The sequence below is a fragment of the Hyphomicrobiales bacterium genome (assembly GCA_002869065.1).
Classification (GTDB): domain Bacteria; phylum Pseudomonadota; class Alphaproteobacteria; order Rhizobiales; family Rhodobiaceae; genus Rhodobium.
On record PKTR01000003.1, the window covers coordinates 63,561 to 76,227 of the forward strand.

General features: G+C 64.2%; 9 protein-coding genes. 7 read left to right on the forward strand and 2 right to left on the reverse strand.

Going from position 1 to position 12,667, the window contains the following annotated elements; genetic code table 11:
- The first annotated feature begins 13 nt into the window (after positions 1-13).
- From C0606_11045 to C0606_11075, 7 genes are all read left to right on the forward strand, one after another.
- The gene (locus C0606_11045; protein PLX37048.1) at positions 14-799 is read left to right on the forward strand and encodes a transcriptional regulator; all 786 of its coding nucleotides are present in this window, start codon (positions 14-16) and stop codon (positions 797-799) included.
- Positions 800-859: 60 nt separating this feature from the next.
- Entirely contained in the window at positions 860-1,231 is a 372-nt protein-coding gene (locus C0606_11050) for a PaaI family thioesterase (protein ID PLX37316.1), read from the forward strand.
- Positions 1,228-2,451 (forward strand): CoA transferase, encoded by a 1,224-nt coding sequence (locus C0606_11055; protein PLX37049.1) that lies wholly within the window; start codon positions 1,228-1,230, stop codon positions 2,449-2,451. Before C0606_11050 ends, C0606_11055 begins: the two co-directional genes overlap by 4 nt.
- A 138-nt stretch (positions 2,452-2,589) precedes the next feature.
- Positions 2,590-3,207: a hypothetical protein gene (locus C0606_11060; protein ID PLX37050.1), complete on the forward strand. Its 618-nt coding sequence runs from the start codon at positions 2,590-2,592 to the stop codon at positions 3,205-3,207.
- A 19-nt stretch (positions 3,208-3,226) separates the two neighbouring features.
- Positions 3,227-4,300, forward strand: a complete 1,074-nt coding sequence (locus tag C0606_11065) for a glycoside hydrolase family 43 (GenBank protein ID PLX37051.1) — start codon at positions 3,227-3,229, stop codon at positions 4,298-4,300.
- On the forward strand, positions 4,293-7,091 hold the full coding sequence (locus C0606_11070; protein PLX37052.1) for a multidrug ABC transporter ATP-binding protein: 2,799 nt from the start codon (positions 4,293-4,295) through the stop codon (positions 7,089-7,091). Before C0606_11065 ends, C0606_11070 begins: the two co-directional genes overlap by 8 nt.
- A gap of 3 nt (positions 7,092-7,094) precedes the next feature.
- Positions 7,095-8,216, forward strand: a complete 1,122-nt coding sequence (locus tag C0606_11075; GenBank protein PLX37053.1) for a hypothetical protein — start codon at positions 7,095-7,097, stop codon at positions 8,214-8,216.
- Positions 8,217-8,299: 83 nt separating this feature from the next.
- Here C0606_11075 and C0606_11080 read toward each other — a convergent pair whose 3' ends face one another.
- Positions 8,300-9,763, reverse strand: coding sequence for a hypothetical protein (locus tag C0606_11080; protein ID PLX37054.1), 1,464 nt, complete (start codon positions 9,761-9,763; stop codon positions 8,300-8,302).
- Between the two features lie 39 nt (positions 9,764-9,802).
- Positions 9,803-12,658 carry a hypothetical protein gene (locus tag C0606_11085; GenBank protein ID PLX37055.1) on the reverse strand — a complete coding sequence of 952 codons (2,856 nt, stop codon included), beginning with the start codon at positions 12,656-12,658 and terminating at the stop codon, positions 9,803-9,805.
- Positions 12,659-12,667 lie beyond the last annotated feature (9 nt).

Here is a 12,667-nt window from a genome sequence, read left to right on the forward strand (position 1 = left end):
TCCGGAGGCGATCATGGCGAATGAAGACAGGAATACGGCGGCGAAACGGGCGGTACCCGCGGTGACGCGCGCCCTCGCAATCTTGCGGTTTCTGGCGCGTTCGCCCGTACCCGTCGGGGTCAATCCGATGGCCCGCGAGCTCAAACTGGTGCCGAGCACATGCCTTCACATCCTGCGTGTCCTGCAGGATGAGGGGATGGTGGATTTCGATTCGGTGACGAAGCGCTACTCGATCGGAATCGGCATCCTGCCGCTGGCGCGGTCGGCCCTTCAGCGCAACAGCTTCTCGACGATGATTCAGCCCCGCCTGTCGGAACTGTCGATGAAATTCGGCGTCACCAGCATCGCCACGCAGATCTCCGAGCCCGGCCAGATGGTGGTCGTGGCGCTGTCGCAAGCCTCGGTTCCGTTCCGCCTCCAGGTCGATCTCGGCAGCCGCTTCCCCTCGCTGATCAGCGCGACGGGGCGGCTCTTCGCGGCCTTCAACATGCCGGTTCAGGACGGGCTCAAGGCCGAGTTCGACAAGCTCGTCTGGGATCATCCGCCCGCGTACGAGGATTGGCTCGACCAGGTGCGGGAGGCGCGCACGCGCGGCTATGCGGTCGACCAGGGCATTTACATCTCAGGGGTGACCGTCGTTGCGGTGCCGGTCTTCGGGGTCGACGGGCGAATGACCCGTTCCATCGTCGCCATCGGCATCTCGGAACGTCTGAAGGACAAGGAAATCCCGAAACTGGTGAAGGCCATGAAGGCCATTCGCGATCGGATCGCGGAAACGCAGCTCGACGCAGGGAGATAAAACGTGACGGAAATTGACACGGCGCCGGACGGCTGGCGCATCGTCAGAACGGACGGCTTCATGGCCCTGATCGGGCCGCTTCTGCGCTCGAGCGAACCGGAGGACAAGAAGCTCTACGGGCTGCAGACGACGGACCGGCACCGCAACCATATCGGCCTCGTTCATGGCGGCGTGCTGACCAGCCTGCTCGACCAGGTCATCGCCATCGAGGCGTGGAACGCCGCCGACCGCCAGCCGACCGTGACGGTGCAGATGGACACGCGATTCCTTGGCGCGGCAAAGGCAGGCGACTTTCTCGAAGTCCGACCCGCCATTCGTCACGCGACCCGCTCGATGATGTTCGTAGACGCCGAAATCGTCTGCGGCGGCGTGCCGATCGCCGGCGCCACAGCGATCATGAAAATCTCGACAAGCGCAGGAACCCCGCGATGACAAACGCAGAGACGAAACCGCGTTCCGGCCCGCTTGCCGGCATCAAGGTGCTCGACTTCTCCCGTATTCTCTCCGGCCCTTACGCCAGCATGGTGCTGGCCGATCTCGGCGCCGATATCATCAAGGTCGAGCCGATCGGCAGCGGCGACGAAACGCGGAATTTCCCGCCCTTCCTCGGCGGATTGAGCCACTACTACATCGCGCTCAACCGCAGCAAGAAGAGCGTCGCGCTCAATCTGAAATCCGAAGACGGCGTCAAGATCGCCCGGGACCTCGCTCGCCAGAGCGACATCGTGCTGGAGAACTTCCGGCCCGGCGTGATGGACCGGCTCGGTCTTGGCTACGAGGCGCTGCGGGCCGACAACGAACGGCTGATCTATTGCTCGATCACCGGCTTCGGCAAGGACAGCCCGCATGGCGACAAACCGGCCTTCGACATCGTCGCGCAGGCGCTGTCCGGCGTCATGAGCGTCAACTGCGAGCCGGGCCAGGCGCCCAACAAGCTCGGTATCCCGCTCGGCGACCTGGCCGGCAGCATCTTCTCGCTGTTCGGTCTGCTCGCGGCTCTGCACGAGCGCAACGCGACCGGCAAGGGCCGGCACGTCGAGATCGCCATGCTCGACAGCCTGATCGCCCTGCAGGGCTACCTGTCGCAGATCTATTTCGTCACCGGCAACAGCCCGCAGCCGGTCGGCACGCAGCATCCGAGTATCGTGCCCTATGGGTCTTTCCCGACTTCGGATGGGCATGTCATCGTCGCCTGCCTGACCGAGCGGTTCTGGCACAATTTCGCCCGCTGCCTTGGACAGGACGAGCTGATCACCGATCAGCGCTTCGCGCTCTATCAGGATCGCCTCGCCAACAGGGTTGCGCTGCAGGAAATCATCGAGACGCGCATGGGCGAGGACACGACGGCCTACTGGCCTCAGCGGCTGGAGGAATTCGACGTGCCGAGCGCCCCTATCCTGTCGATCGGTGAGGCACTCGACCAGCCGCACGTATCCGAGCGCAACCTGATCGAGACCGCCCGGCACCCGACGATCGGCGACATGCGGCTTGTGCGCGGTCCGATCACCTTCGACGGCGAAGGCCCTGCCCCCGCCACTGCGCCGAGCCTTCTTGGCGAAGACACCGCCGACATCCTCCACACGGAACTCGGCATGAGCGACGACGACGTCGCCGCGCTGATCGAACAGGGCGTGGTCGCGACGCCGGGCTGACACTCCTGCCGTCACGCGAAATGGCCCCTTAAGCATATGCCCCACAAGGCGCGAGAGTCAGATGACCGGGCCTTGCACAAACCGCTGTTTCGGCCTAAATATTCTAACGAACGTTCAGTAAAATAGTCAGCCCTGAACATGACCGCCAACACCGCCATTCGCAAGCAAACGGGCACGCAGAAAGACCGGCGCGCCGCAATCCTCGACGTGGCGGCGGAGCTGTTCGCACGCGATGGTTTTTCGGCCGTCTCGATGCGCGACCTCGCGCGCGAGGTTGGGCTAACCCCGGCCGCGCTCTACTATCACTTCCCCGACAAGGAGACCCTCTACACTGAGGTTTTGCGCTCCGTTTTCAGCGACAAGACCGCAAACGCAGTCGATATCCTCAACACCGGCAAGGAACCGCTCGACCTTCTCGACGATCTGATTGCCTACAGTCTCGACGTGTTCGTTCTGGACCCTGTGCTATCGCGATTGCTCCGGCGGGAACTGCTCGACGGCAACGATGAGCGCATCCGCTTCTTCGCCGACGAATTCGGTCGCGGTCCCTACGCCGCGCTCACCGAAGTGATGCAGCGGCTTGCACCGGATATGGATCCCGAGCTGTCGGCGACATCCGTCATGGGGCTGATCCTCGGCCACGTCGAACTGACGCCGCTCCATCTCCAGCTGTGCAGAAACCACAATCCAAAAACCCATCAAAAGGCCCTCGCCCGCCACATCCGTCAGGTTCTGCTCGACGGCCTGAAACCCTGACTTTCCGGGACACGGAGCCATGTCACAAAGCAAAAAGACGCTCGTCTGGATCATCGCCGCCGCAGCCGCTGCGGGGGTCGGCGCCTACTTCTGGTACACGACGGCAGAAAGCGAACTGCCACCCGGCTTTGCCGGTTCCAATGGCCGCCTCGAAGCCGTCGAGATCGACGTGGCGAGCAAGACCGCGGGACGGGTTGCGGACGTTCTCGTCGGCGACGGCGATTTCATCACCAGGGGCCAGGTGCTGGCGCAAATGGAAACCGCTTCGCTTGAGGCAAGCCGACGTGAGGCCGAGGCCGTCCTTAAACAGGCCGAGATCGGCGTCGACACGGCAAAAAGCCTCGTCGTGCAACGTGAGGCGGAGCGCGAAGCATCCCGCGCCGGCATCGCCCAGCGGCAGGCGGAACTCGACGCCATCACCAAACAGCTCGCCCGCACCGAGCAACTCGCCGCGCGCGGCACCGCAACGCTGCAAAAGCTCGACGACGACCGCGCGAGCTACCAGAGCGCCAAGGCAGCTCTCAGCGCCGCCGAGGCAAGCCTTGCGGGCAGTGAGGCGGCGATCGGGTATGCCAGGGCGCAGGTGATTGCCGCCGGGTCGCAGGTCGAGGCCGGGCGGGCCACACTTGATCGCATCATGACCGAGCTCGCCGACACGACCTTGAAGGCGCCGCGCGACGGCCGCGTGCAATATCGCGTCGCTCAGCCCGGCGAGGTGGTCGGCGCCGGCAGCACCGTCGTCAACATGGTCGACCTCGGCGACGTCTACATGAACTGCTTCCTGCCGACCCCCGAGGCCGGTCGGGTGGCACTTGGCGCGGAAGCGCGCATCGTTCTCGACGCCGCGCCGCAGTTCGTCATTCCGGCCGAGATTTCCTACGTCGCCGACGTCGCGCAGTTCACGCCGAAAACAGTCGAAACGGTGGAAGAGCGCCAGAAACTGACCTTCCGCATCAAGGCGAAGGTTTCCGCCGAATTGCTCAAGAAATACATGCGCGTCATCAAGACCGGGTTGCCGGGCATGGCCTATGTGCAGCTCGATCCAACCGCTGCCTGGCCACAAAACCTCGAGGTGAGACTGCCCAATGACTGACCGAACGGTCGGTATCGGGACCGCAGCAGCCGGGCGACCGCCTATCGCCCGCCTTGAGAGCGTTACGCTGCGCTACGGCAAGACAGTGGCGCTCGAGGACATCGCCCTCACCGTCCCAGCCGGCTGCATGGCCGGGCTCATCGGGCCCGACGGCGTCGGCAAATCGAGCCTGCTCGCACTCGTCTCCGGCGCGCGCATGCTGCAGGAAGGCAGCGCCCATGTATTAGGCGGCGACATGAAATCGGCATCGCACCGCCGCACCGTCTGCCCGCGCATCGCCTACATGCCGCAGGGCCTCGGCAAGAACCTCTATCCGACGCTCTCGGTGTTCGAAAACATCGACTTCTTCGGACGGTTGTTCGGCCACGACCACGCGGAACGCGCGCGCCGCATCGCCGAACTGACGAACGCGACCGGGCTCGCCGCCTTCATCGATCGGCCGGCGGGCAAGTTGTCGGGCGGCATGAAACAGAAGCTCGGCCTGTGCTGCGCCCTCATCCACGACCCGGACCTGCTGATCCTCGATGAACCGACGACCGGCGTCGATCCGCTGTCGCGCCGGCAGTTCTGGGACCTGATCGACGATATCCGCGCCGACCGGCCCGGCATGAGCGTCATCGTCGCCACCGCGTATATGGAAGAGGCGGCGCGGTTCGACTGGCTGGCGGCGATGGATGATGGCCGCGTTCTGGCGACCGGCACTCCCGCAGAGATCCTGCAAACGACAGGAGAAGCGACGCTCGAAGAGGCCTTCATCTCGCTTCTGCCGGAGGAAAAGCGCGACCACCATCAGACCGTCGCCATCCCGCCGCAGCCGGCCGGGCGCGACGGCGATATCGCCATCGAGGCAAGCGGGCTGACCAAGCGGTTCGGCGACTTCGTCGCCGTCGACGCCGTCGACTTCCGAATTCATCGCGGCGAGATCTTCGGCTTCCTCGGCTCGAATGGCTGCGGCAAGACGACGACGATGAAGATGCTGACCGGGTTACTGGTGCCGAGCGAGGGAGAGGCCTCGCTGTTTGGCCAGACGGTCGAGCCGGACGACCTCGCGACCCGACGCCGCGTCGGATATATGTCTCAGGCCTTCTCGCTCTACACCGAACTGACGGTGCGCCAGAACCTCGACCTGCACGCCCGCCTGTTCCACGTGCCCGCCGAGGAAATCCCCGGGCGCATCGCCGAAATGCTCGCCCGCTTCGACCTTGGGGACGTCGCCGACGCGCTGCCCGACAAGCTGCCGCTCGGCCACCGCCAGCGGCTGTCACTCGCGGTCGCCATGGTGCACAAGCCCGACATGCTGATCCTCGACGAACCGACATCGGGGGTCGACCCGGTGGCGCGCGACGACTTCTGGCGCATCCTCGTCGAACTGTCGCGGCGCGACGGCGTGACCATCTTCATCTCGACCCATTTCATGAACGAGGCCGAGCGCTGCGACCGCATCTCGCTGATGCATGCGGGCAAGGTACTCGTCACCGACACGCCGGCGGCTATCCGCGACAGCAAATCGGCCGGCGATCTGGAGACCGCCTTCATCGCCTATCTCGAGGAGATTACCGGTGACGGCGACACGGACGAAGCCATACGCAAGCCCCCGACTCACGACGCGCTGACGGGTCCGGCTTCAACGCAAAGTGCAGCCGCAGCAGCATCCGTCCGCCGGCGTTTCGATCTGCGCCGCCTGAAAAGCTATGCACGGCGGGAGACGCTCGAACTGCAGCGCGACCCGATCCGCCTGATGCTCGCCATTCTCGGCAGCGCCATCCTGATGTTCATCATGGGCTACGGCATCAGCCTTGATGTCGACGACCTGACCTTCGCCGTGCTCGACCACGATCAGACGACATTGAGCCGCGACTACGCACTCAACCTGTCGGGCTCACGCTACTTCATCGAAAAGCCGCCAATCACCAGCCACGCTGACCTCGACCGGCGCATGCGGCGCGGCGAAATCGGGCTTGCTATCGAAATTCCGCCCGGCTTCGCCCGCGATCTGGCGCGCGGCCACTCGGTCGAGATCGCCGCCTGGATCGATGGCGCGATGCCGACGCGGGCCGACACCATCAAGGGCTATGTCGAGGGCATGCACACTGCCTGGCTGGTCGCCAGCGCGACCGCCGCCGGCTTTGGCGATCAGGTCGCCTCGCCGGTCAATTTTGAGATCCGCTTCCGCTACAATCCGGATGTGAAGAGCCTCGTGGCGATGGTGCCGGCGGTGATCCCGATCCTGTTGCTGATGATCCCGGCAATGCTCGGCGCGCTCAGCGTGGTGCGCGAAAAGGAACTCGGCTCGATCGTCAATTTCTACGTCACGCCGACGACGCGGTTCGAATTCCTGCTCGGGAAGCAGCTCCCCTATATCGCACTGGCCTTCGTCAGCTTCCTGATCCTGACCGTGCTGGCGGTCACCCTGTTCGGCGTCCCGCTCAAGGGCAATTTCTTCGCGCTCTCCGCCGGTGCGCTTCTCTATGTCTGCGCGGCGACGGCGCTCGGCCTTTTGATCTCCAGCTTCGTGCGTTCGCAGATCGCGGCGATCTTCGGCACCGCGATCCTGACGATGATCCCGGCGGTGCGGTTTTCCGGCCTGACCGACCCGGTTTCGTCGCTCGAAGGCGCCGGCCGGGTGATCGGCGAGGTGTTCCCGACCTCGCATTTCCTGACGATCGCCCGTGGCGTCTTTTCCAAGGGGCTCGGCTTCGGCGATTTCCCCGATGCCTATCTCTGGCTCGCCCTGACCGTGCTGGTACTGATCGGCCTTGCGGCCCTGTTGCTGCCGAAACAGGAGCGTTGAGCCATGCGGATCGCCAACATCGTCCAGCTCGGCATCAAGGAACTGCGAAGCCTCTTGCGCGACCCGATCATGCTTGTGCTGATCGCCTACGCCTTCACCGGGTCGGTCTATACGGCCTCGAAGGCGATGCCGGAAACGCTCAACCGCGCGGCCATCGCCATCGTCGACGAAGACCGTTCGCCGCTGTCGACGCGGATCGCCAGCGCCTTCTACCCGCCGAACTTCGTGCCGCCGGTGCTGATCACGCCGAACGAGATGGACCGGCGCATGGATGCGGGCGTCGACACCTTCGCGCTCGATATCCCGCCCGATTTCCAGCGAGACCTACTTGCCGGCCGCCAGCCGAGCATCCAGCTCAACGCCGACGCGACCCGCATCACGCAGGCCTTTTCCGGCAGCGGCCACGTCGCACGGATCGTCAATGACGAGACGACGGCCTTCCTCAAGCGCTATCGAGAGACCGCCGACACCAAGGTCAATCTGGTGTTGCGCGCCCGCTTCAACCCGTCGCTCGACAATGTCTGGTTCGGCGCGCTGATGCACCTGATCGACAACGTCACGATCCTTGCCATCGTGCTGACCGGTGCCGCCCTCATCCGCGAGCGCGAACGCGGCACCATCGAGCACCTTCTGGTGATGCCGGTGACGCCGTTCGAAATCATGGTCAGCAAGGTCTGGTCGATGGGCCTCGTCGTTCTCGTTGCCTGTTACACCGGCCTTTTGCTGGTTGTGCAGGGCGCGCTCGGCGTGCCCATCGCCGGCTCGGTGCCGCTCTATCTTGCCGGCGTCGCGCTGCATCTCTTCGCAACGACCTCGATGGGCATCTATCTCGGCACGCTGGCCCGCTCGATGCCGCAATTCGGACTGCTGATGATGCTGGTCCTGCTGCCGCTGCAGATGCTGTCGGGCGGCACCACGCCGCGCGAGAGCATGCCCGACTTCGTGCAGACGGTGATGCTGGCCGCGCCAAACACCCACTATGTGGCGCTGTCGCAGGCCATTCTCTATCGCGGCGCGGGGTTCATGGACGTCTGGCCGCAATTCGCCGCGCTGGCGCTGATCGGTGTTGTGCTGTTCGCGCTGTCGCTCGCCCGCTTCCGCAAGGCGATTGCCACGATGGCGTGAGACGCTCATCGCTGAGGTCTCACGCTCATCGGTTCAGGCGGCAGGCCGAGCCCCCGGCATAAGCCGAGAACTCTGCCCTGCATTCATTTAAGCATCGGTTGGACATAACCCGGCGCGTCATGGCTGCTGCCGGTATTGGGCGCCGTTTTCGGCTTTGCCGGCTCGGGCGGCCGCGGCGCGTTCTTTTCCGCCTCCCGTCGTTTTGCTTCCTCGATAGCTTTCGCACGGCGGCGTTCGACCTCGACACGGATCGCCTCGAACGGCGGCTCCACACTCGGGTCCTGCGCCTTCTTCACCTCATAGGCCTTGCGGACGACGGCAATCGCCTGCCCGGTGGTCATGCACCTGGTGTCGACGCCGTAGCGCTCGCCCTCGCGTCGGACATAGTCGTTGCGCTTGCGCTCCCATTCGTTCTGATTGTCGAGCAAATTGTCGAGCGCGGCATTCATACCCGAGAACAGGTGATCGGAGTACCGTTCGCGCAGCTTGTAGGTATATTCGACGCCGATATTGACGTTGCCATCGCCGACACCCGTCGCGCCGCCGGCATAGAAATCGAATTTCGAAACATAGTTCTCGACGAAGCGAACCAGCACGTATTCGGATTCCTTCTGCCACTCGCCGTCATAGTAGTCGCTCGTCGTCTTGGTCGTGTCGATCTCGATGCCGTATTTCGCCTCCTGCACGCTGCCCTCATAGGCGAAGCCGTATTTCAGCTTGCCGTCCCATTCATAGCTCTTGATGTTGGAGCCCTTCGGCGGCGACTTCAGGCCGATGCCGAAATCGAGCCCGATATTGCCCTTCAGTTTCGGGATCTTGAGGACGATTTCCTTGGCAATGAAGCGGTCGTTCTCGTCCTTGCCGAAGCCGATTTCCCAAAGGCCGGCATCGACCCGCATATCCAGTTCGTCGGGCTTCAGCTCGGGGTGTTCGGCGAGATAGCGCTGGATCTTCTCGTAGGCCTTCTCCTTCAAGCCGTCGTCGAATGCCTTCTTCATCTGTTTGGAGGCTTCCTGCGACAGGGTACGGATCGTCCGATCCGCCGGGATGCCCTTCAAGGCGCCCGTCTGGCCGCTTTCGCGGATGGCCGCGCATTGGCTGACATCGACAGGTGGGCGAACGCCTGCAGGTTTCGCCGCCGAGCGCTCGGCAACCTTGTCGACGACGGCAGTCGCGAGATCGGTCCCACTCGCCAGCGGGTGCTTTGCGTTGCAGCTCGCCCAGACCTCCGCGCTGGTCGGAAGCTCGTGCGAAACACAGCCCCAGTTGCCGCCCTTGCAGGGTTTCGTGTTGTTGCAGTTGCCCCACGGCTCGGGGTGATAGCCGATGCCGGAGCCGGCGATACTATAAGTACCGCACAGGCAACCGAGGAACGCGGTCGGCTGCTCAAGGCCAAGTTCCTTGACGACCTTGAGGAATTTCGCGTGGTTCAGCCGCGCCAGTTTCTCGATCACCACGGTCTTGTGGTGGGCTTTCGCGTCTTCCGCCGTGGGTGCTGGGTTCTCGGCCATCGCGGCCGGCGCAATCGCGGCCAGGGCAAGGGCCATTACCAATGCGATCCGTTTCATCACAGTCCCTCCCAAGCCCTATAGGCCGCCAGCGAGCTCATCGACGAAGGCCTTCGCGTCGAAGGTTTCGGTATCCACCAGCGACCAGCGCTGATCGGCCGTCATACCGTCCGGCATCAGCACGCCGCGGGTGATCTTCTGCAGGGTGAGCTGCGCGGCCTCGTTCTCCTTCGGCGCGTGCGCCTGCACCACCATGAACAGGTCCATGCCCGCGCCAATGCTCACATTGGCTCGCAGCCGAGGCCCGCCGGGAACCTGCATCGCCGCCCAGCCATTGCCGACATCGATCCACAGCCGGCCGTCCCAGTGTTCGCGCATCCATGCGCCGGCGATTTCCCGCGACCAGCTGTTGTACGGGCTGCTGCGCAGGCCGAAATACCAGACGTCCTTTTCGGCCGAATAGGAGAGCGTCATCCACGCCCGGTGATCCCGCCACATATCCGGGATCCGCGCGCCCGAAAGCGCGACATTGAGGTTCTGCGGCCGGCTTGGATCCATCTGCAGTTCGAGCCGCGTCGGCGTCGTCCAGACCCGTTCGTCCAGCCGGACAACCGGTTCGACCGAAAGAAGCCCGGTCTTGCCCCAGGAATGCTTTTCGGGAACATCGACGATGAGTCCGCCGGCGCCGAAACGGGCGAATTCGTCGAAATTGCCGCCGGCTACACCGATCCCCTCCCAGGCATCCCCGGCTTTTCCGTCAAACAGTGTGACAACCGGCAACGGGTCGACACCGGGAGCTGGTTCCGGCGCCCGCTGCGGTTCGCCCGGCTGGCGGATCGTGGTCACCTTGCGCAGGGCAAACAGCGTGCGGGCCTTCTCGCTCGGGGCATGCGAATAAGCGTAGATGTTGAAGCCGGCGCCGTCGGCCGCCTGACCCCATTTTCGCGTAAACGACGGCACGCCGTCGGCTTCGATCGAAATCTCGCCCGGCCGCATCACGAAACGCACGTTTCGAGGCGGTATCGCGGCCACCTCGCCCTGCCAGTTCTCACCTCCGCCTTTCGGCTCGAGCGCCATATGGGCTTCCGCCTTGCCGCCATCGATCGGCGCCCGCCAATGGAATACCGCATTCGGCTTGCCCGGATCGTTGCCGCCGATCCCGCCCCAACTCGCCTGTGACAGTGCCAGCACGAAGCCGTTGGTCCGTGCAGGGTCGATCTCGAATTCGACCGTGACTTCGGCGCCTTCGCCGAACTCGTCGAGCCACAGCGGCGACGGATCGGTCATGATGCCGGCCTTTGCCCAGCCGCTTCCCTCCGGCGCATCGACCGTGAGGCCGCTGGCGCCGAGCGAGGCGTGCTTTTCGTAATCGCCGCCGTGAGCCGAATGCGGTCGCCAGAAGGTATCGAGCGCGCCGTTGAAGAGCACCCGTTCGGTGCGCGTGTCGGGCAGAGGCGCGATCACCGGCAGCGGCACTTTCACGGCCGCAGGCGTGCTTGCCGGCTCGACAGGCGCTGCCGGAGCAGGCGTGACATTTCTCGGCGGTGGCGGAGGAGCTGGTGTCTCGACGACTTCCAGACGCATGTTCTGGAAGTGCATCTTCACGAAGCCCCTGCCCTTCGCCTCGTCATTGGTCGCCCATGTCGCCGGGTTGGAATCGATCAGCTCGTATTTGCCCGAAGGCACAACAATATTCGGCTCGACAAGCCAGTAGGCGTCCGGCACACCCCCCTGGCCCGGTTTACCGTAGGCCTGCCACGGCCCGAAGAGCTGCCCGGCCTGATCGCGCAGCGCGATGGTCCCCGGCGGCCAGCCTTGCCCGTGGTTCCAGTGGTAGGTCTGGATCGATGTGATCAGGATCGGGTTCTTCGTGTCGATCATGACCCGTTTCGTCGGGCCATTGCGGACAGCGCCGACATTGCCGATCTCGGCGACCAGAACCTTGCCGGTCGGAACGTAATTCGGCGAAGCAGGCGCCACCGGATCGGGACGATCGGGCACGGACGCGGCCGGCGCCGCGTATGGTTCCTCGGTCAGTTCGAAATGGTTGATGGAAAGCCCACCGTCGCGGCTTTTCGATATCCGCACAAGCAGGCGATCGCGAATGCTGACGATGCCGAACGGCCGTCCGCCCAGCGCATCGAGCAGATCGAGGTAGAGGGGATAGAAATAGTCATCGGTCTGCCCACGCGGATCGAAGGTGAAATCCGCGCCGAAAACCGGCAGATTCTTGCTGCAACCCATCATGCCGACGAAGCGGGCATTGCCATGACCTTCGAGCACCGGAACGGCACGCGCGAGAACATCCGGGCGAGACTCGAGAGAGCAGGAACCGCCGATCTGACGCCCCACAGCCGCGACGAAGGGCGCGAGCCGTTCGCCAGAAGGTGCAGCAGCGACCGGTGCGGCAGCCGCAGGCTGTTTCGTTCCGAAGCGCTTGCTGGCGCCACCCCGTGTCTGTCCATAGCGAACCCGGGAAAGCAGGTCGTCGAGAACATTCGCCGCCGCAGCGAAATCGCCATCGTTGAACTCGAGATTGATCAGGAATTGCTCACCGCTCGGCCGCGGATCGAGAAAAGCGACAGCATGGACGCCCATCTGCCCGAAATCGGAGGTGATGAGCATCGCCCGCCGCCCGGCGAGCGTGAATTCCTCATGGCTGACAATGTCGGCATAGCCGAGCAACGGTTCGTCGGGAAACCACCAGAAGGCGTGCATCGTGTAGGTGCCGTCGGGACTGGAAAGCTGCACTTCCCGGCCCGGCTGCTGATGGGCGACCGCCCAGTCGGCCGGATAGTCGATCGACGCCTCCCCGGCATTGAAGGTCAGCCAGTCGGCCGCATCGCCCCGCGTTGGCGCGACGGCCAAAAGACCGGCAAGCAGCACGAACCGTGCAATATCGGCAAAGCGAGAATATTTCAGTGGCGAGAACATCCCCGTGTC

Excerpts from the sequence above, each read along its gene's own strand:
- C0606_11045 (PLX37048.1), top strand. The coding sequence starts at position 14 with ATGGCGAATGAAGACAGGAATACGGCGGCGAAACGGGCGGTACCCGCG.
- C0606_11050 (PLX37316.1), top strand. The coding sequence starts at position 860 with ATGGCCCTGATCGGGCCGCTTCTGCGCTCGAGCGAACCGGAGGACAAG.
- C0606_11055 (PLX37049.1), top strand. The coding sequence starts at position 1,228 with ATGACAAACGCAGAGACGAAACCGCGTTCCGGCCCGCTTGCCGGCATC.
- C0606_11060 (PLX37050.1), top strand. The coding sequence starts at position 2,590 with ATGACCGCCAACACCGCCATTCGCAAGCAAACGGGCACGCAGAAAGAC.
- C0606_11065 (PLX37051.1), top strand. The coding sequence starts at position 3,227 with ATGTCACAAAGCAAAAAGACGCTCGTCTGGATCATCGCCGCCGCAGCC.
- C0606_11070 (PLX37052.1), top strand. The coding sequence starts at position 4,293 with ATGACTGACCGAACGGTCGGTATCGGGACCGCAGCAGCCGGGCGACCG.
- C0606_11075 (PLX37053.1), top strand. The coding sequence starts at position 7,095 with ATGCGGATCGCCAACATCGTCCAGCTCGGCATCAAGGAACTGCGAAGC.
- C0606_11080 (PLX37054.1), bottom strand. The coding sequence starts at position 9,763 with ATGGCCCTTGCCCTGGCCGCGATTGCGCCGGCCGCGATGGCCGAGAAC.
- C0606_11085 (PLX37055.1), bottom strand. The coding sequence starts at position 12,658 with ATGTTCTCGCCACTGAAATATTCTCGCTTTGCCGATATTGCACGGTTC.